Here is a 20,121-nt window from a genome sequence, read left to right on the forward strand (position 1 = left end):
CTACTTTCCTAGGAGGGTTCGCGCCTCGCCCACGACCGTGATGGATCCGGTGATGAGGATGCCGCTGGCGAGATCGTTGTCCTCCTCGGCCTTCATCACCGCCCATTCCAGGGCGTCGTCGAGGCGTTCGGCAATATTGATGTTCTCTTCGGCGAATCCGGCCGCCAGCGCGTCCTGCAGCAGGTCGGCGGCGGGAATCGAGCGCACCGACGTCGACTGCGTCAGGCAGACATCCTCGAGGACCCCGCCGAGTTCTTCGCGCAGCTCGGCCAGGATCCCGGCGGCGTCCTTGCCTTCGAGCACCCCGACCACCAGGACGAGCCGGGGGAAGTCGAAGGCCTCCTTGATCGCCTTCGCGGCGGCGCGGGCGCCGTCGGGGTTGTGCGCAGCGTCGACGAGGATGGTGGGCGCGGTGCGCACCACTTCGAGGCGGCCGGGAGAGGTGACCGCGCGAAGGCCGGCACGCACGACGTCGGGCTCGAGTTCGCGGGCTCCGCCGCCGAGGAAGGCCTCAACGGCGGCGACGGCGACTGCGGCGTTCTGCGCCTGGTGCTCGCCGTGGAGGGGGACGAGGATTTCCTCGTAGCGGCGCCCGGAGATGCCGGTGAGGATAAGAACCTGACCGCCGACGCCCACGCTGCGGGCATCGACCGAGAACTCGACGCCCTCGAACCGGAACTCGATGCCCACCTCCCGGGCCTTCTCCAGCAGCACCTGGGCGGCGTCCCTCGGCTGGGCGGCGCTGATGAGGAAGCCGCCCGGCTTGATGATGCCCGCCTTCTCGTAGGCGATGTCCTCGACGGTGTCGCCGAGCAGGTCGGTGTGGTCCAGGGAGATGGGGGTGACCACCGAGACCACGCCGTCGCCGACATTCGTGGCGTCGGTGATCCCGCCCAGGCCCACCTCGATGACGGCCACGTCGACGGGTTCATCGGCGAAGACAGCGAAGGCAAGCACGGTGACGCACTCGAAGTAGGTCAAGCGCGGCTGGCCCGCCGTGTCTAGCTCGGCGTCGACGATGTCGAGGTACGGCCGGATCTCGTCCCAGACCCGCACGAACGTCTCGTCGGGCACCGGCTCGCCGTCGATGCTGATCCGCTCGGTGACCCGGGACAGGTGCGGGCTGGTGTACCGGCCGGTCCTCAGGTCGTGCGCCAGCAGCAGGGACTCGATCATGCGCGCGGTCGAGGTCTTGCCGTTGGTCCCGGTGATGTGGATGATCGGGAAGGCCTTGTTCGGCTCCCCGAGGATCTCCATGACCCGGAACATCGGGGCCATGCGCGGCTCCATCTTGTGCTCGGGGGCGCGACTCAGCAGTTCGGCGTAGACGCTCTCGACGGAGAACTGGTCAAGGGGCGCTTCGTCGTTCGGGTTCACTTGTGCCTTTCAACGGTGACGCGGAAGTCTTCGCCCGAGCCATTGCCGGCCCGCACGATCAGTTCGTTGGTGAGGGTCTCGTCCTGGATGAGCCGGGCGTGGTCCTCGAGGGCCTTCACGCTGCCGGCGGCCGTTTCGACGGTTGCCGTGATGCGGTCGCTGATCGACAGGTCCGCGTCGCGCCGCGCCTGCTGGATGGCACGGATCGCGTCGCGGGCGGTGCCTTCGGCTGCGAGCTCCTCGGTGACGGCGGTGCTGAGTACCAGGAACCCGCCTCCTGGCAGCACAGCGACGGCCTTTTCGTCGGAGTCGGCGCTGTCGACGACGGTCTCCAGCGTGTATTCCTGGGGCTCCAGCGCCACGCCGCCGGCGGTGACGGTGCCGGCGTCGTTCACGGACCAGTCGCCGGCCTTTGCGGCCTTGATGACGGTCTGGACGTTCTTGCCGAGGCGCGGCCCGGCGGCGCGGGCGTTGACGGCGAGCCGCTGGGTGATGCCGAATTCCTCCGGCGAGGCGTCGGCGTCGTCGATCAGGCGCACCGACTTGATGTTCAGTTCGTCGGCGATGATCGACTGGAACTGGCCCTGCAGGCCTTCGGCGGAGGGCGCGACGACGATCAGCTCCGAGAGCGGAAGCCGGACGCGCAGGTTCGCGGCCTTGCGCAGGCTCGAGCCCGCCGAGCAGATCTGCCGGGTGCGGTCCATGCGCTCCACGAGCTCGGGGGCACCAGGGAACTCCGACGCCGAGGGCCAGTCGGTGAGGTGGACAGAGCGCCCGCCGGTGAGCCCGCGCCAGATCTCCTCGGTGACAAGGGGCAGCAGAGGCGCTGCGACCCGGCACACTGCCTCGAGGCAGGTGTAGAGGACGTCGAAGGCCTCGGTGTCCTCATCGAAGAACCGCTGCCTGCTGCGCCGGACGTACCAGTTGGTCAGCGTGTCAAGGTAGCGGCGCAGCGACTCGCTCGCGTCGCTGATGTTGAACGCGTCGAGGGCCTCGGTGACCTCCCGGACCAGGTTGCCGGTGTTGGCCAGCAGGTACTGGTCGAGGGGTTCGCGCAGCCCCGCCGCGGCCTCAGCGCTCACCGTGCGCGCTTCGTACCCGGCGCCGCCGTTGGCGGCGTTGGTGTACAGGCTGAAGAAGTGCCAGACGTTCCAGAGCGGCAGGATGACCTGGCGCACGCCGTCGCGGATGCCCTGTTCGGTGACGACGAGGTTTCCGCCGCGCAGGATGGGCGAGGACATGAGGAACCAGCGCATCGCGTCGGAGCCGTCGCGGTCAAGGACCTCGGAGACGTCGGGGTAGTTCTGCAGGCTCTTTGACATCTTCTGGCCATCGGAGCCCAGCACGATGCCGTGGCTGATGACGTTGCGGAAGGCCGGGCGGTCGAAAAGGGCCGTCGCCAGGACGTGGAGGGTGTAGAACCAGCCGCGGGTCTGCCCGATGTATTCGACGATGAAGTCGCCCGGGTTGTGCGAAGCGAACCAGTCGGCGTTCTCCATCGGGTAGTGGACCTGGGCGTACGGCATCGAGCCGGAGTCGAACCAGACGTCGAGGACGTCGGAGACGCGGCGCATCGTCGATCCGCCCTCCTCCGGGGAACGCGGGTCGTCGGGGTTGGGGCGGGTCAGCTCATCGATGAACGGCCGGTGAAGGTCCGGCTGTCCGTCCTTGTTCAGGGGCAGGCGGCCGAAGTCGGCTTCGATTTCCGCCAGCGACCCGTACACGTCGACGCGGGGGTAGGTGGGGTCGTCGGACTGCCACACCGGGATGGGGCTGCCCCAGTAGCGGTTGCGGCTGATCGACCAGTCGCGCGCGTTGGAGAGCCACTTGCCGAACTGGCCCTCCTTGACGCTGCCGGGGATCCAGTTGATCTCCTTGTTCAGCTCCACCATGCGGTCCTTGACCTTGGTGACCTCCACGAACCAGGAGGACACGGCACGGTAGATCAGCGGGTTGCGGCACCGCCAGCAGTGCGGGTAGCTGTGGACGTAGCTGGCCTGGCGTACGAGGCGCCCCTGCTCCTTGAGGACGCGGGTGATCGGCTTGTTCGCCGCGAAGACGTGCTGGCCGGCGATCTCCGCCAGCGGGCCGCGGCCGAACAGCGGCAGGAAATGGGCGCCGGAGTCGACGGAGAGGATCACCTGGATCCCGGCGGCCTCGGAGATCTTCTGGTCCTCCTCGCCGAAGGCAGGCGCCTGGTGGACAATGCCGGTGCCGTCGGTCGTCGTCACGTAGTCGGCGACGAGGAACCGGAACGCGTTCTGGTAGCCGCCGGCTTCGGGATCGGCGAGGTAGTCCCACAGGGGTTCGTAGGTGAGCCCGTCGAGCTGGGTGCCCAGATAGGTGGCGGTGACGGCGGCGGCCGCCGCGGCGGCGTCGGGGTAGCCGAGGTCCTTGGCGTAGGCGCCGAGGAGGTCCTCGGCGATCAGGAAGCGCCCGGGCGCCGCCCCGTCGGCCGACTCCCGCGCGTCGGGGACGACGGCGTACCGGATGTCGGGCCCGACGGCGAGGGCGGCGTTCGTGGGAAGGGTCCAGGGCGTCGTGGTCCAGGCGAGCGCGGCGGTGCCTGCGAGCTCCTGCGAGAGCGCCGACTCGCCGGCAAGGATCGGGAAGGTGACGGTGACCGTCTGGTCCTGCCGGTCCTGGTAGACGTCGTCGTCCATGCGCAGCTCGTGGTTGGACAGCGGCGTCTCGTCGTTCCAGCAGTAGGGCAGCACGCGGTAGCCGTTGTAGAGCAGGCCCTTGTCGTAGAGCGTCTTGAACGCCCACAGGACCGATTCCATGTATTCGATGTTCAGGGTCTTGTAGTCGTTCTCGAAGTCGACCCAGCGGGCCTGGCGGGTGACGTACGCCTTCCACTCCTCGGCGTACTTCATGACGGAGGCCCGGGAGGCTTCGTTGAACTTGTCGATGCCCATGGCCTCGATCTGCTGCTTCTGGGTTATGCCCAGCTGCTTCATCGCCTCGAGCTCGGCGGGCAGGCCGTGGGTGTCCCACCCGAAGCGCCGTTCAACGCGGCGCCCGCGCTGGGTCTGGTAGCGGCCCACGAGGTCCTTGGCGTAGCCGGTGAGCAGGTGGCCGTAGTGCGGCAGGCCGTTCGCGAAGGGAGGACCGTCGTAGAAGACGAACTCGTTTGAACCGTTTTCGCCGGCGTCGCGGGCATCGATCGAGGACTGGAACGTACCGTCGGCGTCCCAGTACTTCAGCACCCGCTCTTCGAGTTCGGGAAAGCGCGGCGAGGCTCCTGCGCCCTCGGGCTGCGTGCCCTCGGGGGTGCGGCCGGTGGAGGAGGTGGCTTTGGGGTAGATCTGCGGCATTTATTCATCCTGAACAACGGTGGAGACAGAACAAGGGGCGGTCATCCTGCTGCGAGGACGTGCTCTGGACCTGGGGCCGGTTGTGCCGGCCACCGGGAGCGGAACCCGCGGTACCACCTCACTTGCCGCCGCCGTGCGTCCAGCCTCCCGGAGGAGGCCGGCCCCACAGGGCTGCCACTCATTTTCAGGCGTTGACGGGCCCACCCGTCCGGGTCTACTGGGCGAGGCGGCCCCTGCCGGGTCCCTCTCGCCGTTCTTCCGGAAGCTCCCCGGTGATGGCCGGTTCGACGCTTGTGGTCCAAGTCTAGCCGCCGGTGGGGAAGAGTGTCGAAAGGGTCCAAGGTTACGGCGACGAGGCCGGTGTCCGGACGCCGTGGCTGCTTAGGTGGCGCGGATGACCTTGTGGTTGGCGGCCTGGGCCAGCGGGCGCAGCACAAGGGAGTCGACGTTCACATGGAGCGGGGCGTTGAGTGCATAGACGATGGTGTCCGCGACGTCGGCGGCGCTCAGCGGGTTCGCCACCCCGGCATAGACCTTGTCGGCCGCGTCCTTGCTGCCGAGGCGGTTCAGGGAGAACTCCTCGGTGTGCACCAAGCCCGGTGCCACTTCGATCACCCGCACATTGTGCTCGGCCTCCTCGAGGCGCAGGGTGCGCGCCAGCGCCTGCTGGGCGGCCTTCGCGGCGACGTAGCCGGCGCCTCCCTCGTAGGCGGCAAGCGCTGCGGTCGACGTCAGGAACACGAAGCTGCCGTGTCCGCTGGCGCGCACGGCGGGCAGGAAACCGCGGGTGATGCGCATCGAGCCGAGGACGTTCACGTTGTACATGTGCTCCCAGTCGGCGGTGCGCGCCTCGGCCACTGATTCCATACCGAAGGCACCTCCGGCGTTGTTGATCACGGCGTTCACCTCGCCGGCCCCCGTGACCTCCCGCACCAGGCGCTCCACCGACTCTTCGTCGGTGACGTCGACGACGGCCGCCCGAGCTCCGGTTTCCGCGGCGAGCTGCTCAAGGCGGTCGGCGCGGCGGGCTGCGGCGGTCACCTCCCAGCCGGCGGCACGCAGTGCGCGGACCGTGGCGGCCCCGATCCCCGAACTGGCCCCCGTGACGACGGCGTGCAGGGGTCCGGAGGAGGTGCGCGAGGGCGATCCGATGGCTGTCGAGGGTGTTTGTCCGGTGCTCATTTGACCACTCTAGCCAGCATCCGCCGTCATGCGCCCGGCGCTGCGGCCGGCACGGCCGGGCGACATGAAAGAATGGGCCGCATGGCCGAAAACACTCAGGGCACAGACACGCCCGCACACCAGCCCGTCACCGTCCCCGACAAGCCCGCATTGGAGGGCCTTGAGCCCCGCCTCGCGAAGCAGTGGAGGGACAACGGGACGTACGCGTTCAACCGGGACACCACCCGCGGGGAGGTGTACTCGATCGACACTCCCCCGCCCACGGCATCGGGTTCGCTCCACGTCGGCCACATGTTCTCCTACACGCAGACCGACGTCCTGGCCCGCTTCCACCGCATGCGCGGGAAGAACGTGTTCTACCCCATGGGCTGGGACGACAACGGCCTGCCCACCGAGCGCCGCGTCCAGAACTACTTCGGCGTGCGCTGCGACCCCTCCGTCCCCTACAACCCGGACTACACCCCGCCGGCGCAGCCCGCCAAGAATCAGCGCGACTTCGACGCCGTGTCCCGGCGCAACTTCATCCAACTCTGCGAAGAGGTGGCGGTCGATGACGAAAAGGTCTTCGAGGATCTCTTCAGCACCCTTGGCCTGTCCGTCGACTGGAACCTGACCTACCGCACCATCGATGACACCTCCCGGGCCGTGTCGCAGCGCGCCTTCCTGACGAACCTGGCCGCCGGCGATGCCTACCTCGCCGAAGCGCCGACCCTTTGGGACGTCACCTTCCGCACCGCCGTGGCCCAGGCCGAGCTCGAGGACCGCGAGCAGCCCGGCGCCTACCACCGCATCGCCTTCCATGCCCCCGACGGGCAGCAGATCCACGTCGAATCCACCCGCCCGGAACTCCTTCCCGCGTGCGTGGCCCTGGTGGCCCACCCCGACGATGAGCGCTACAAGCCGCTGTTCGGCACAACCGTCACCTCCCCCCTGTTCGACGTCGAGGTCGAGATCAAGGCACACCCGCTGGCCAAGCCCGACAAGGGCAGCGGCATCGCGATGATCTGCACCTTCGGCGATCTCACCGACGTCACCTGGTGGCGCGAACTGCAGCTTCCCACCCGTGCCGTCGTCGGCCGCGACGGCCGCATCCGTGCTGAGACCCCGGAGTGGATCGCCACCGACCGCGCCCGGGAGAACTATGCGGCGCTGGCGGGAAAGACGATCTTCAGCGCCAAGGAAGCAGTCGTCGAACTGCTGCGCGCCAGCGGAGACCTCGACGGTGAGCCCGTGAAGATCACCCACCCGGTGAACTTCTACGAGAAGGGCGACAAGCCCCTCGAAGTCGTCACGAGCCGCCAGTGGTACATCCGCAATGGCGGCCGCGACGCCGAGAAGCGCGAGCGGCTGATCAACCGCGGCCGGGAGATCGATTTCCACCCCGCGTTCATGCGTTCCCGCTACGAGAACTGGATCGAGGGGCTCAACGGCGACTGGCTTGTCTCCCGGCAGCGCTTCTTCGGCGTTCCCGTGCCGGTCTGGTACCGCCTCGACGCCGACGGCGAACCCGACTACGAGAGCCCGATCGTCCCCTCGTTCGAGTCCCTCCCGGTCGACCCGGCGGGCGAGCCGGCCCCCGGGTTCGACGAGAGCGCCCGGAACCAGCCGAACGGGTTCATCGGTGACCAGGACGTGCTCGACACCTGGGCGACGTCGTCGCTGACCCCGCAGATCGTCGGCGGCTGGTCGCGGGATGAGGAACTGTTCTCCCGCGTCTTCCCCTTCGACCTGCGCCCGCAGGGCCACGACATCATCCGCACCTGGCTGTTCTCGACGGCGGTGCGCGCCGACGCACTGCAGGACTCGGCGCCGTGGCGCCACGCGGCGCTCTCCGGTTGGATCCTTGATCCCGACCGGAAGAAGATGTCCAAGTCCAAGGGCAACGTGGTGGTTCCAACCGACGTGCTCGAGCAGTTCGGCGCCGACGCGGTGCGCTACTGGGCCGCTTCGGCGAAGCTCGGTTCCGATACCGCCTACGAGATCAACCAGATGAAGATCGGGCGCCGGCTTGCCATCAAGCTGCTCAACGCCTCGAAGTTCGTCCTGAACCTCGGCGCAACCGAGAGCTCGGCCTCCCCCGCAGCCCTGCAGCGGGTCACGCACCCGCTGGACCTTGCACTGCTGGCGCAGCTGCGCGAGGTCACGGCCCAGGCGACGGCGGCGTTCGAGAAGTACGACTATGCGCGTGCGCTCCAGTTGACCGAGTCGTTCTTCTGGACGTTCACCGACGACTACGTTGAACTCGTCAAGGACCGCGCCTACGGCGCTGCGGGCGACGACGCCAAGGAATCGGTGCTGACCGCCCTGGCCACCACCCTCGATGCCCTGCTGCGGCTGTTCGCTCCCTTCCTTCCGTTCGCCACCGACGAGGTGTGGAGCTGGTGGCGGGAAGGCTCGGTTCACCGCGCGCCGTGGCCCGCCGTGGACGCCCTGCAGGGTCTTGCCGACGGCGCCGATCCGGAACTGCTCACATCGGTCGCCCTGGCCCTGGGCGGCGTGCGGAAGGCGAAGTCCGAGGCGAAGGTCAAGCAGCGCACCGAGGTCGCGACGGCCGTGGTGACTGCGTCATCGGCACGCATCTCGCACATCAGGGCAGGCCTTCCCGACCTGCTCGCTGCCGGCAACGCCCGCGAGCTCAAGCTGGCGGAGGGCGACGGCGACCTGATGGTTTCCGCAGTGGAGCTGGTCCCCTCGGAGGCCTGACCGGTTTCCCGACCTCACGAGAACGGCCCCGCACTTTGCGGGGCCGTTCTGCTGTGGGGGCCTGGGTGGCCGCAGGCGACCTGTCAGTCGAACCGCGGAGCCTCGGTGCGGGAGCGCTTGATCTCGAAGAATTCGGGGAAGCTGGCAAGCTGGACCGCGGCGTCGAACAGGCGGCCCGCATCCTCCCCGCGCGGGATTCGGGTGAGCACGGGTCCGAAGAAGGCGGTGCCGTTGAAGGCGACGACGGGCGTGCCCACCCCGTTCCCCACTTTGTCGATGGCGCCCTGGTGTGAGGCCCGCAGCCGTTCATCGTACTCATCACTGGCTCCGTACGCCGCGAGTTCGGCAGGCAGGCCCAGCTCGGCGAGGGATTCCTCGATGACCGCCGGGAAGTCGCGCCGCCCGTCGACGTGGATCCGGGTTCCCATCGCGTCGAAGAGCGGCTTGACGTGCTTGCTTCCGTGGAGCGCCTCGGCGGCGATGATCACCCGCACGGGCGCCCAGAGCGCGTCCCGATCCTTCCGGTCCTCACCCGAAAGCTCGACGTGTTCGTTGAGGATGGCCCGGCTCATCACGTGCCAGTCGGTCTCCACCGCGCGCACCGTCTCCACCTCGACCATCCAGCGGGAGGTGACCCAGGTGAACGGGCAGGTCGGGTCGAACCAGAAATTGACGCGCTCTGGGGTGGCTTGACTCATGGGGATACTCCTTCATTACGACACAGCAAACGGGGGTGCGGCCGGAAAACCGGCAGCACCCCCACGTTGACTGATTGCTTCCCCCGCGCTCCCGGACTCGGGGGCGGGGACGGCTGAAACTGCTAAGCCGACTTGTTCCGGCGCTTGGCGACCACCTCGTGCGAGAGCAGGGTCGGCTCGGCGCGCTTGGCGACGACGTCGGCCGTGATCACGACCGACGCGACGTCATCGCGGCTGGGAAGGTCGAACATGACCGGCAGCAGCACTTCCTCCATGATGGCGCGCAGCCCCCGCGCACCGGTGCCGCGCTCCAGGGCGAGGTCGGCGATCGCCTCAAGGGCCTTGGGTTCGAACGTCAGGGTCACGCCATCGAGCAGGAACATCTTCTGGTACTGCTTCATCAGCGCGTTCTTGGGCTCGGTGAGGATCTGCATCAGCGCGGGGCGGTCGAGGTGGGTCACGGTGGTGATGACCGGGAGCCGGCCGATGAATTCCGGGATCAGACCGAACTTCAGGAGGTCCTCGGGCATGACGTCGCCGTAGCTGACTTCCTCGTTCTTGAGGGAGCTCAGGGGCGCGCCGAAACCGATGCCCTTTCGCCCGGCACGCGAGCCGATGATTTCCTCGAGGCCGGCGAATGCACCGGCGACGATGAACAGCACGTTCGTTGTGTCGATCTGGATGAATTCCTGGTGGGGGTGCTTCCGGCCGCCCTGGGGCGGGACCGACGCGACGGTTCCCTCAAGGATCTTCAGCAGGGCCTGCTGGACGCCTTCACCGGAGACGTCGCGGGTGATGGACGGGTTCTCGCTCTTGCGGGAGATCTTGTCGATCTCATCGATGTAGATGATCCCCTGCTCGGCCTTCTTGACGTCGTAGTCGGCGGCCTGGATCAGCTTGAGCAGGATGTTTTCGACGTCCTCGCCGACATACCCGGCCTCGGTGAGCGCCGTCGCGTCGGCGACGGCGAAGGGCACATTGAGCCGGCGGGCGAGTGTCTGGGCGAGGTAGGTCTTCCCGCACCCGGTGGGGCCGATCAGGAGGATGTTCGACTTGGCGATCTCGACATCCTCGCCGCTCGCGGCTCCGGCGAGGGTTCCGGCCGGCCGGGGCGCGCCGCCGGACTGGATGCGCTTGTAGTGGTTGTAGACGGCCACGGCCAGGGACCGCTTTGCCGGTTCCTGGCCCACCACGTATTCCTGGAGGAAATCGAAGATTTCGCGGGGCTTGGGGAGTTCGAACGTGCCCAGGTCGGCGACCTCGGACAGCTCCTCTTCGATGATCTCGTTGCACAGATCGATGCACTCGTCACAGATGTACACCCCGGGGCCGGCGATCAGCTTCCGGACCTGCTTCTGGCTTTTTCCACAGAAAGAGCACTTGAGCAGATCCGTGCTCTCACCAATGCGAGCCATGTGTCAGTCCCCTTACGTGGTACTTGGTTGCTGTCTCCACTCTAGGCCACATGGTCCGGCGAATCAGCATCAAAATGCCCGTGGTGCCAATGAAAAGCACCACGGGCATCCCGGTCGTCCGTTCCGGAGCGGGCTCCGGACGGCGGATTATGGAGTGTTGATTTTCGGCTGAACCATCTTGCGGGAGGTCAGCACCTCATCGACAAGCCCGTAGGAGACCGATTCCGCGGCCGTCAGGATCTTGTCGCGCTCGATGTCGAGGTTGACCTGCTCGGAGGGCCGCCCGGTGTGCAGGGCGATCGTGTCTTCCAGCCAGGTGCGCATGCGCATCACTTCATTGGCCTGGATTTCAAGGTCGGATGCCTGGCCGCCCTGGCCGCCCGAGAGCGCAGGCTGGTGGATCAGGACGCGCGCGTTGGGAAGCGCGAGGCGCTTGCCCGGGGCGCCCGCGGCGAGCAGGACCGCCGCGGCGCTGGCCGCCTGGCCGAGGCATACGGTCTGGACCTCGGGCCGGATGAACTGCATCGTGTCGTAGATGGCGGTCATTGCCGTGAAGGATCCGCCGGGCGAGTTGATGTAGAGGGTGATGTCGCGCTCGGGGTCGGTGGACTCGAGAACGAGCAGCTGCGCCATGATGTCGTCCGCCGATGCGTCGTCGACCTGGGTGCCCAGGAAGATGATGCGGTCCTCGAACAGCTTCGTGTACGGGTCCTGGCGCTTGAAGCCGTAGGGGGTGCGCTCTTCGAACTGGGGAAGGATGTAGCGGCTCGTGGGCATCTGGGGTGCCTGCGATCCAGCCGCGGCCGAGTAATGGGAATTCATGGGTGTCTCCTGGTGGAAAGTCTCGTGATTGTGAAAACGGCGGTGACGCTTAGGCGCGCTGGGTGCCGCCGCCGCCGGACACAGTGCCTGCATGGGCGGAGATGTGGTCGAAGAAGCCGTAGTCGAGCCCTTCCTGCGCGGTGAACCACTTGTCCCTGTCGTTGTCCTTCAGGATGGTTTCGACGCTCTGGCCGGTCTGCTCTGCCGTGAGTTCGGCCATGACCTGCTTCATGTGAAGGATCAGTTCGGCCTGGATCCGGATATCCGACGCGGTTCCGCCGATTCCACCGGAGGGCTGGTGCATGAGGATGCGGGCGTGGGGGGTCGCGTAGCGCTTGCCCTTGGTGCCGGAGGAAAGCAGGAACTGGCCCATCGAGGCGGCAAGCCCGGTCGCCACTGTGACAACGTCGTTGGGGATGAACTGCATCGTGTCGTAGATCGCCATGCCCGCGGTCACCGAGCCGCCGGGCGAGTTGATGTAGAGGAAGATGTCGCGGTCCGGGTCCTCGGCCGAGAGCAGCAGGAGCTGGGAGCAGATGGCATTCGCGTTCTCATCGCGGACTTCGGAACCGAGCCAGATGATGCGTTCTTTGAGGAGACGGTTGTAGATGTAGTCATCACGGTTGCCCGCGTCGACACTCGCCATGCGGGGGGTGGTTGGTTCGATTGCCATTCTTGTGACCTCTCACTCTGGCGGGCCTGTTCCCTGGGGAACCGCCCGGCCGTTTATCTCTCATTGGACACTAACCCGGCCCGGCCCGTTTTTGCTCCCGCCCGGGTAACTGTTCGCTGACGGCGCACCAGTCCCGGAGGGCAGGTGGCGCGGCGTCGGCGGCCACAGCCGCAACGCAAAAGACGCCGCGGCCCGGAAGGGCCGCGGCGTCCAAAGAATGCCGGAGTTAGGCGCGCGGTGCCGACTCTTCGCCGGCAACCTCGGCCTCGGGGGCGTCGTCCGGCGCACCGGCGGCCTCGGGGGCGTCGTCCGGCGCACCGGCGGCCTCGGGGGCGTCGTCCGGCGCACCAGCGGCCTCGACGTCACCGGCGGGGCGCACGAAGTCGCTGAGGTCGACGGCGTCGCCGTTGGTGTCGGTGACCTTCGCCAATTCCAGGACCTTCGCCAGTGCCTTGCGTCGGCGCACCTCGCCGACGATCATCGGCACCTGGCCGCTGGAGTCGAGCATCTGGGCGAACTGGTTCGGCTCCATGCCGTACTGGCTGGCCGTTGAGACGATGTAGTCGATCAGCTCGTTCTGGCTGACTGCCACTTCCTCCTTGTCGGCGACCGCGTCGAGGATGATCTCGTTGCGGAAGGCGCGCTCGGTGTTGGTGCGCACCTCCGCACGGTGCTCTTCGGTGTCGTGGTCGTCGCCTGCGGCGCCGGCGTTCTCGGGCTTGAAGTGCTGCTCGAGCTGCTCCGAGATGACGGTCTCGGGAACGGGAACCTCGATCATTTCGACGAGCGTGTCGAGGACCTTGTCGCGGGCTTCGACGCCCTGGTCGACAACCTTGCTTTCGGAGGCCCGCTTGGCGAGGTCCTCGCGGAGCTCGGCGGCGGTGTCGAACTCGCTGGCGAGCTGGGCGAAGTCGTCGTTCACCTCGGGGAGCTCGCGCACCTTGACGGCCTTGACGACAACGGTGACCTGGGCGTCGGCACCGGCGTGCTCGCCGCCGGCAAGCTTCGTTTCGAAAGTGGCCGATTCGTCGGCGCTGAGCCCGGTGACTGCTTCGTCCATGCCCTCGAGCATGCTGCCCGAACCGATGTTGTAGGAGAGGTCCTGGGCCGAGTCGACCTCTTCGCCGTCCACCTTCGCGGTGAGGTCGATGGTCAGGAAGTCGCCGTCCTGCGAGGGGCGGTCGACGGCGGTGAGCGTGCCGAAGCGGCTGCGCAGTTCGTCAACAGCCTTGTCGATGTCTTCGTCGGAGGCCGTTGCGGCTTCGACGGTGACCTCGATGCCCGAGTAGTCGGGCAGTTCGATTTCGGGGCGGACGTCCAACTCGACGGTGAAGACCAGCTGGCCTTCCTTGGCCGACGGGTCGGGGACCTCGGTGATCTCGACCTCGGGGCGGCTCAGGGGGCGGATGCCGGTTTCACGGACCGCTTCCTGGTAGAACCCGTCGAGTCCCTTGTTGACGGCCGTCTCGATGACGTAGCCGCGGCCGACGCGCTGGTCGATGAGCTGCTGGGGAACCTTGCCCTTGCGGAACCCAGGAACCTGCACCTGACCGGCGATTGTCTTGTAGGCCTCGTCGATGTTTGGCTGGAGTTCCTCGAACGGGACCTCAACATTGAGCTTCACCCGCGTGGGCGAAAGGTTTTCGACAGCGCTCTTCACAGCGTAGGACTCCTGAATGATGTGGGATAATTTCTGCATCTAAAACGAAGGTGCAGTATCCGAAGATACGGTGCCTTCGAGAATACAGAGTCGGGGTGACAGGAGTTGAACCTGCGACTTCCTGCTCCCAAAGCAGGCGCTCTACCAAGCTGAGCTACACCCCGAGAGTGCAGGTGCCAGTCTACGGAACTTTGCCCGCCGTTGCACATTTGGCGATCGGGGCCGGTTTGTGGTGTAGTTATATGCGTTCCGATGAGCCGCAGGGCCCGGAACCCGGGGATGTAGCTTAATGGTAAAGCCTCAGTCTTCCAAACTGATTACGCGGGTTCGATTCCCGTCATCCCCTCCAAAGGGAAAAACACCCGGCCGCAGAAAACGGCCGGGTGTTTTTGCGTTCCGGAGGCTTTTCGGATGCGCTGCCTCCGCGGCCCGCCGCCGGTCAGTCCGCCTGGCAGGCGGGGCACCAGTACAGTTTCCGGGCCACCAGTTCGGCCATCTCCACGGTTGTTCCGCATCTCCTGCACGGCTCCCCGGTCCGCTTGTACACGTAGTGCGGTGCGAGGGCGCCGGTGGCTCCCCCGCGGTCCTCGGGCATCGTCGTAATGATCCTCCCCTGGCGGACGCCGTCGTTCATCAGTTGGACGGTGTCGTCCCAGAGCAGGCGGGCCGCCTCCGGTGCTACCGCCCGGCCGGCACGCCACGGGTTGAGCCGGGCGCGGAAGAGAACCTCGGCACGGTAGACGTTGCCCACGCCAGCGAGCACCGACTGGTCCATGAGCGCGGCGCCGACCGGTTTCCCGGCTGCTCCGAGCCTGCTGACGAAAACGGCGGGGTCGGTGTCCGGCTGGAGCGGGTCGGGGCCGAGACGGGCGCGCACCGCGGACTCCTGGGCAGGGGTGATCACTTCACAGGCCGTGGGCCCGCGCAGATCCGCCCAGCCGTGCGCGGAGACGAGCCGCACCCGCACCGCGCCGACGGGGGCCGGCGGGCCCTGGTAAGGGTCGTTGGGCCCGGAGGGGTCGGCCTCCCCTGCGGTTTCGCTCTCCCCGATGCGCCGTGGCGCGCCGATGCTCGATGCGCCGGTGAAGGTGCTGTCCCCGCCGAAGCTCCACGCCCCGTAGAGCCCGAGGTGCACCCGGAGCACCGCCTCGTTGTCGAAGCGCAGGAACAACTGCTTCCCGTGTGCCGCGGCGTCCACGAGGATCTGGCCGTCGAGGAGGGCGGCGCCGGGGGCGAACCTGCCCTGCGGACTTGTCACGTTCAGCCGCTCCCCAGCGAAAACGGAGGAGAACTGGCGTGCGAGCCGGTGGATCGAATGTCCCTCAGGCACGGTTTTCCCCTGCGCCGGCTCCCGCCTGTACGGCGGCGGGGCTAACGGACAATTTCACCGGTTGTTTCGTAGGTTCCGACCTTGCCGATCCTGCGCACATGGCGGGGTTCTCCGCTGAACGGTTCGGCAAGGAATGCCTCGATGATGGCCGTGGCCTCGTCGACGGTGTGCTGGCGTCCGCCGACTGCCACAACGTTGGCGTCGTTGTGCTGGCGTGCCAGCCGCGCGGTGTCGAGGCTCCAGGCGAGGGCGGCACGGACGCCGCGCACCTTGTTGGCGGCGATCTGCTCGCCGTTCCCTGAACCGCCGAGCACGATGCCCAGCGCCTCCCTGCCGGCCTCCTGGTCCGTGATGACGGCGAGCGCAGCGTCGATGCAGAACGCCGGATAGTCGTCCTCGGGATCGTACGAGGTGGGGCCGTGGTCAACGACGTCGTGGCCGGCCGCGGTGAGGTGCTTGAGCAGGTGGGCGCTGAGTTCCAAACCTGCATGGTCTGTCGCTAGGTGGACACGCATGAAGCAATCCGTTCGCTGGGTGTTAGATGCCGCTTCAAGCCTAGTGGGTTGGCCGGCGTGTTCCGCTGCCGCCGGTGCCGCCGGCTCCCTGCCGAGGGAGGTGGCCTGAGGGAAAAAGTGAGAGAATACGAAACGCTGCGCTGACAGGTTCTCCGCGCGGCGTCCTGTTAACCCACACTGGAGGCCAACCTTGCCCGGTATGAATCTGACGCGCAGCGAAGCAACCGTCCGCTCGACCCTGCTGACAGTCCACACCTACGACGTCACCCTCGATGTGACCCAGGGGGACCGGGTCTTCCGTTCAACCACCGTCGTCACCTTCGACGCCGCCCAAGGCGCGAGCACCTTCATCGACGCGGTCACCGACACCGTGCACCGGGTCACCCTCAACGGAGTGGACCTCGACCCCGGGGAGGTCGCCGACGGCCACCGCATCGAACTGCCGAACCTTGCCGCGTCGAACCGGCTCGTTGTCGAAGCCGACATGCCGTACATGAACACCGGTGAGGGTCTTCACCGCTTCGTGGATCCCGTTGACGGCGAGGTCTACCTTTACACCCAGTTCGAGGTGCCCGATTCACGGCGGGTGTTCGCCGTCTTCGAGCAGCCGGACCTCAAGGCCACGTTCCGCTTCACCATGACCGCGCCGTCGCACTGGGACGTAATCTCCAACTCCCCCACCCCCGAACCGGTCACCGCCGTCGCCACGGGCGAGTCCCCCGCGCGCTCGACCTGGTCCTTTGAGCCGACCCCGGTGATGTCCTCCTATGTCACTGCTCTGGTTGCCGGGCCCTATCAGGCAGTGCGCAGCGAGCTGACCAGCTCCGACGGGCGGGTCATCCCGCTGGGGGTGTTCGCCCGCAAGTCGCTGGTGCAGTACCTCGACGCCGAGAACGTCTTCGACCTGACCCGCCAGGGGTTCGCGTTCTACGAGAAGCAGTTCGGCACCCCCTACCCGTTTGAGAAGTACGACCAGCTGTTCGTTCCCGAGTTCAACGCCGGGGCAATGGAGAACGCCGGCGCGGTGACCTTCGTCGAGACCTACGTGTTCCGCTCCCGGGTTCCCGACGCAACCGTGGAGCGCCGAGCCATCACCATCCTGCACGAGCTTGCCCACATGTGGTTCGGCGACCTCGTCACCATGAAGTGGTGGAATGACCTGTGGCTCAACGAGTCCTTCGCCGAGTACATGTCGACGCTTGCCGCCTCCGAGGCGACGGAGTTCACGCAGTCGTGGACCACTTTCGCTTCCCTCGAGAAGTCCTGGGCCTACCGCCAGGACCAGCTCCCCTCAACCCACCCGATCGTGGCCGAGATCAACGACCTCGACGATGTCCAGGTGAACTTCGACGGCATCACGTACGCGAAGGGCGCCTCGGTGCTCAAGCAGCTGGTGGCCTGGGTGGGCCAGGAGAAGTTCATGGAGGGCGTGCGCGAGTACTTCGCCCGCCATGCCTGGAAGAACACGGAGCTCAAGGACCTCCTCGTCGAGCTGGAGAAGGCAAGCGGCAGGGACCTGCAGCAGTGGTCGGCGCTGTGGCTCGAGACCGCCGGCGTCAACACCCTGCGTCCGGAGCTGGCCACCGACGACGACGGGACAATCACCTCGTTCACCATCCTCCAGAGCGCCCCGGAGGGCTATCCCACGATCCGTCCGCACCGCCTTGCGGTCGGGTTCTACGAGCTCACCGGCGACGGCGTCCTCGAGCGGGTTCACCGCCTCGAGCTGGATGTCGACGGCGAGCGGACCGAAGTCCGCGACGCGGTGGGCCTGCGCCGGCCCACCCTGGTCCTGCTCAATGACGATGATCTCGCCTACGCCAAGATCCGGCTCGACCCGGCATCGCTTCGCGCCTCGATCCGGCACCTCAAGGACTTCGAGGATTCCCTTCCCCGCACCCTTGTCCTCGGGTCGGCCTGGGACGCCGCCCGCGACGGTGAGACCCCGGCCCGGGATTACGTCGAACTGATCGTTCAGAACATCGGTTCCGAGTCCGATTCCTCGGTGGTGCTCGTGCTCCTGCGCCAGCTCGCCGCCACCCTGCTGTTCTACGTGCGGCCGGAGGACCGGCAGGCGATGGGCGATGCGGTGGCCGACAGCCTGCTTGACCTGGCGCGCGCCGCCGACGCCGGATCCGATTCCCAACTGCAGTTCCTCAAGGCGTTCGCCGCGCGGGCCCGGACCGAGGCCCACCTCGACGTCGTCGAATCCATCCTCAACGGCTCCCAGGTTCCCGAGGGCCTCACCGTGGACCAGGACCTCCGGTGGGAGCTGCTCACCTCGCTCGTGGTCGGCGGGCGGTTCGGCCGCGCGCAGATCGACGCCGAACTCGAGAAGGATTCGACGGCGACCGGGCAGCTCGCCGCCGCGCAGGCTACCGCCGCGATCCCCACCCCCGAGGCCAAGGCCGAGGCCTGGCGTTCACTGGTGGAGCGGACGGACCTTCCCAACGCCACCCAGCGCTCGGCGATCGCCGGGTTCACCCGGGTCCACGACACCAGCCTCCTTGAGCCGTACGCCCCGAAGTACTTCGAGGTGATCAACGGCATTTGGGACACCCGCACGTACGAGATTGCCCAGCAGCTCGTCGTGGGGCTCTACCCCTCCCGCCTGACAACGCAGGACACACTCGACCGCACCGATGCGTTCCTTGCCGAGCTCGGCGACGGCAACCCGTCACTGCGGCGCCTGCTCTTGGAAAACCGGGACGGCGTCCAGCGCGCCCTGCGCGCCCAGGCCGCAGACAAGTAGCGTCATGAGCCTCCACCACTACAACGTTTCGGTGAAGTGGACCGGTAACCGCGGTCAGGGAACCTCGGGGTACCGGGACTACAGCCGCGAACACGAGGTGACGGCGGAGGGGCTGCCGCTCCTTCCCGGCACGGCTGATCCCACCTTCCACGGCCAGAAGGACCGCTGGAATCCCGAGCAGCTGCTGCTTGCGGCGCTGTCCCAGTGCCATATGCTCTCCTACCTGCACATGGCAGTGAAGGCGGGCATCGTGGTTACCGGTTATGAAGACGCCGCCGAGGGGTCGCTTAGGCTCAACCGGGACGGCAGCGGCGAGTTCACCCGGGCCGTGCTCAGGCCGCGCGTCGTCGTCGCCTCCCCCGACCACGCCGAGACGGCCCAGGCAATCCACAAACAAGCATCGGAAGCGTGCTTCATCGCCCGCTCGGTGAACTTTCCTGTCGACCACGAACCGACGATCGTCGTCGACGAACCGTAGAAAAAGGAGAAGCGCCGCGTTCCGCCACCTGCGGGGATGTACGCGCGGCAGTGAGTATGGAAGTGATCAGCATCGGTATGGACCTTTTCCCGCATCTCGGGTTCGGCGGCCGCGTCCTCGACGCGGCGGTCGTCCTCTTTGCCGCCTTCATCATGTGGCTCTTCGTCCGCTTCCTTGTGAGGCGTTCGGTGACGCGCGTGCAGAACGGCTACAACGTCTTCAAGAAGCCCCACTTCCGGTGGGCCCAGCCCGTCCTGCGTTCCCTTGACGGAGCACGGAGGGCACAGAGGGCGGAAACGATCGGTGGACTGCTGATCAGCGTGGCCGGCGTCAGCCTGGCCGTAGTGGCAATCATGATGGCGCTGCAGGAGCTGGGCCTGAACATCGGCCCCATCCTGGCCAGCGTCGGCATCGTCGGCATCGCCATTGGTTTCGGTGCCCGGGAGGTCATCCGTGACGCGTTCCTCGGCTTCTTCATCACCATCGAGGACCAGTACGGGATCGGTGACACCATCGAAATCGGCGAGACCGTGGGCGTTGTGCAGTCCCTCGGACTGAGGATCACCCGCATGGTCGATGCGGACGGTGCCATCTGGTACGTGCGCAACGGCGATATCACCAAGGTCGGAAACCGCTCGCAGGGCAACTATGTTGAACCCGCGGAGCCGGCGGCAACCTCCGGAGAGAAGGACAAGTGAGCGACTCGGAGCAGTTCCAGCAGGACACCATCCCCCTGGGGACCGGGAGCGAGCGCCCGCCGCTGCCCGCCGACCGCCTGATCGCCACCAGCCGGTCCTTCACCCAGCCGGAATTCACCGACAACTTCTACGAAACCATCGGCGGGCACCCCACGTTCGTGAAGCTCGTGGACGTCTTCTACGAGGGCGTCGCCAAGGATGAGCTCCTGCGGCCGATGTACCCGGAGGAGGACCTCGGGCCCGCCAAGGAGCGCCTCCTGATGTTCCTCGAGCAGTATTGGGGCGGTCCGAAGACCTACGGCGAGCAGCGCGGTCACCCCCGCCTGCGCATGCGCCATATCCCCTTCCGCGTCACGCCCCAGGCGCGGGACGCGTGGCTGAGGCACATGCGCGACGCCGTCGACTCCCTTGAGCTGGCGCCGCTTCACGAGGCAACGCTGTGGGACTACCTCGACCGGGCCGCCCAGTCGATGGTCAACGCGGCGGACTAGCCCCGAGAGC

General features: G+C 67.1%; 15 protein-coding genes and 2 tRNA genes. 6 read left to right on the top strand and 11 right to left on the bottom strand.

Translation table 11 applies throughout. The annotated features are described in order from the left end of the window. The 3 genes from AC4D2R_RS06155 to AC4D2R_RS06165 all read right to left on the bottom strand — a co-directional run bounded on the left by AC4D2R_RS06155 (nt 1) and on the right by AC4D2R_RS06165 (nt 5,876). Nucleotides 1-1,377 carry a bifunctional folylpolyglutamate synthase/dihydrofolate synthase gene (locus AC4D2R_RS06155; protein WP_490938526.1) on the bottom strand — a complete coding sequence of 459 codons (1,377 nt, stop codon included), beginning with the start codon at nt 1,375-1,377 and terminating at the stop codon, nt 1-3. Next, nucleotides 1,374-4,694 carry an isoleucine--tRNA ligase gene (ileS, locus tag AC4D2R_RS06160; protein WP_490938528.1) on the bottom strand — a complete coding sequence of 1,107 codons (3,321 nt, stop codon included), beginning with the start codon at nt 4,692-4,694 and terminating at the stop codon, nt 1,374-1,376. Before ileS ends, AC4D2R_RS06155 begins: the two co-directional genes overlap by 4 nt. A 381-nt stretch (nt 4,695-5,075) precedes the next feature. Next, a complete protein-coding gene (locus AC4D2R_RS06165) occupies nt 5,076-5,876 on the bottom strand; it encodes an SDR family oxidoreductase (RefSeq protein WP_490938530.1) in 801 nt (266 codons plus the stop codon). 81 nt (nt 5,877-5,957) lie between these two features. Here AC4D2R_RS06165 and valS point away from each other — a divergent pair, with 81 nt between their 5' ends. Then, nucleotides 5,958-8,579, top strand: coding sequence for a valine--tRNA ligase (gene valS / locus AC4D2R_RS06170; RefSeq protein ID WP_490938532.1), 2,622 nt, complete (start codon nt 5,958-5,960; stop codon nt 8,577-8,579). A gap of 83 nt (nt 8,580-8,662) precedes the next feature. Here the strand turns inward: valS and AC4D2R_RS06175 are convergent, their stop codons facing one another. The 6 genes from AC4D2R_RS06175 to AC4D2R_RS06200 all read right to left on the bottom strand — a co-directional run bounded on the left by AC4D2R_RS06175 (nt 8,663) and on the right by AC4D2R_RS06200 (nt 14,011). Continuing rightward, the gene (locus tag AC4D2R_RS06175; RefSeq protein ID WP_490938534.1) at nt 8,663-9,277 is read right to left on the bottom strand and encodes a mycothiol-dependent nitroreductase Rv2466c family protein; all 615 of its coding nucleotides are present in this window, start codon (nt 9,275-9,277) and stop codon (nt 8,663-8,665) included. 122 nt (nt 9,278-9,399) lie between these two features. After that, a complete protein-coding gene (gene clpX / locus AC4D2R_RS06180; RefSeq protein ID WP_490900041.1) occupies nt 9,400-10,692 on the bottom strand; it encodes an ATP-dependent Clp protease ATP-binding subunit ClpX in 1,293 nt (430 codons plus the stop codon). A 147-nt stretch (nt 10,693-10,839) separates the two neighbouring features. Next, entirely contained in the window at nt 10,840-11,514 is a 675-nt protein-coding gene (locus tag AC4D2R_RS06185) for an ATP-dependent Clp protease proteolytic subunit (RefSeq protein WP_490900040.1), read from the bottom strand. A gap of 49 nt (nt 11,515-11,563) precedes the next feature. Continuing rightward, nucleotides 11,564-12,187, bottom strand: a complete 624-nt coding sequence (locus tag AC4D2R_RS06190; RefSeq protein WP_490900039.1) for an ATP-dependent Clp protease proteolytic subunit — start codon at nt 12,185-12,187, stop codon at nt 11,564-11,566. A 226-nt stretch (nt 12,188-12,413) separates the two neighbouring features. Continuing rightward, nucleotides 12,414-13,847 carry a trigger factor gene (gene tig / locus AC4D2R_RS06195; protein ID WP_490939058.1) on the bottom strand — a complete coding sequence of 478 codons (1,434 nt, stop codon included), beginning with the start codon at nt 13,845-13,847 and terminating at the stop codon, nt 12,414-12,416. A gap of 90 nt (nt 13,848-13,937) precedes the next feature. Then, nucleotides 13,938-14,011 (bottom strand) — tRNA-Pro (locus AC4D2R_RS06200). Between the two features lie 111 nt (nt 14,012-14,122). Between AC4D2R_RS06200 and AC4D2R_RS06205 the strand changes: the two genes are divergently transcribed. Beyond that, nucleotides 14,123-14,196, top strand: a tRNA-Gly gene (locus AC4D2R_RS06205). Nucleotides 14,197-14,286: 90 nt separating this feature from the next. Here the strand turns inward: AC4D2R_RS06205 and AC4D2R_RS06210 are convergent. Both AC4D2R_RS06210 and AC4D2R_RS06215 read right to left on the bottom strand, forming a co-directional pair. After that, on the bottom strand, nt 14,287-15,177 hold the full coding sequence (locus AC4D2R_RS06210) for an Fpg/Nei family DNA glycosylase (RefSeq protein WP_490938536.1): 891 nt from the start codon (nt 15,175-15,177) through the stop codon (nt 14,287-14,289). Nucleotides 15,178-15,218: 41 nt separating this feature from the next. Continuing rightward, on the bottom strand, nt 15,219-15,692 hold the full coding sequence (locus AC4D2R_RS06215; protein WP_490938538.1) for a ribose-5-phosphate isomerase: 474 nt from the start codon (nt 15,690-15,692) through the stop codon (nt 15,219-15,221). 199 nt (nt 15,693-15,891) lie between these two features. Between AC4D2R_RS06215 and pepN the strand changes: the two genes are divergently transcribed. The 4 genes from pepN (at nt 15,892) to AC4D2R_RS06235 (ending at nt 20,111) form a co-directional block, all read left to right on the top strand. After that, complete coding sequence (pepN, locus tag AC4D2R_RS06220; RefSeq protein ID WP_490938540.1) at nt 15,892-18,444, top strand: aminopeptidase N; 2,553 nt, start codon at nt 15,892-15,894, stop codon at nt 18,442-18,444. A 4-nt stretch (nt 18,445-18,448) separates the two neighbouring features. Further along, nucleotides 18,449-18,922 carry an OsmC family protein gene (locus AC4D2R_RS06225; protein ID WP_490938542.1) on the top strand — a complete coding sequence of 158 codons (474 nt, stop codon included), beginning with the start codon at nt 18,449-18,451 and terminating at the stop codon, nt 18,920-18,922. A gap of 56 nt (nt 18,923-18,978) precedes the next feature. Then, nucleotides 18,979-19,620 carry a mechanosensitive ion channel family protein gene (locus AC4D2R_RS06230; protein WP_490939060.1) on the top strand — a complete coding sequence of 214 codons (642 nt, stop codon included), beginning with the start codon at nt 18,979-18,981 and terminating at the stop codon, nt 19,618-19,620. Nucleotides 19,621-19,682: 62 nt separating this feature from the next. Continuing rightward, on the top strand, nt 19,683-20,111 hold the full coding sequence (locus AC4D2R_RS06235; RefSeq protein ID WP_490939062.1) for a globin: 429 nt from the start codon (nt 19,683-19,685) through the stop codon (nt 20,109-20,111). Nucleotides 20,112-20,121 lie beyond the last annotated feature (10 nt).

Source organism: Arthrobacter sp. TJ-217 (genome assembly GCF_058269255.1).

Bases quoted from the DNA above. Each gene is read 5' to 3' on its own strand.
- ileS (WP_490938528.1), bottom strand. From the start codon at position 4,694: ATGCCGCAGATCTACCCCAAAGCCACCTCCTCCACCGGCCGCACCCCC.
- AC4D2R_RS06165 (WP_490938530.1), bottom strand. From the start codon at position 5,876: ATGAGCACCGGACAAACACCCTCGACAGCCATCGGATCGCCCTCGCGC.
- valS (WP_490938532.1), top strand. From the start codon at position 5,958: ATGGCCGAAAACACTCAGGGCACAGACACGCCCGCACACCAGCCCGTC.
- AC4D2R_RS06175 (WP_490938534.1), bottom strand. From the start codon at position 9,277: ATGAGTCAAGCCACCCCAGAGCGCGTCAATTTCTGGTTCGACCCGACC.
- clpX (WP_490900041.1), bottom strand. From the start codon at position 10,692: ATGGCTCGCATTGGTGAGAGCACGGATCTGCTCAAGTGCTCTTTCTGT.
- AC4D2R_RS06185 (WP_490900040.1), bottom strand. From the start codon at position 11,514: ATGAATTCCCATTACTCGGCCGCGGCTGGATCGCAGGCACCCCAGATG.
- AC4D2R_RS06190 (WP_490900039.1), bottom strand. From the start codon at position 12,187: ATGGCAATCGAACCAACCACCCCCCGCATGGCGAGTGTCGACGCGGGC.
- AC4D2R_RS06215 (WP_490938538.1), bottom strand. From the start codon at position 15,692: ATGCGTGTCCACCTAGCGACAGACCATGCAGGTTTGGAACTCAGCGCC.
- pepN (WP_490938540.1), top strand. From the start codon at position 15,892: ATGAATCTGACGCGCAGCGAAGCAACCGTCCGCTCGACCCTGCTGACA.
- AC4D2R_RS06225 (WP_490938542.1), top strand. From the start codon at position 18,449: ATGAGCCTCCACCACTACAACGTTTCGGTGAAGTGGACCGGTAACCGC.
- AC4D2R_RS06230 (WP_490939060.1), top strand. From the start codon at position 18,979: ATGGAAGTGATCAGCATCGGTATGGACCTTTTCCCGCATCTCGGGTTC.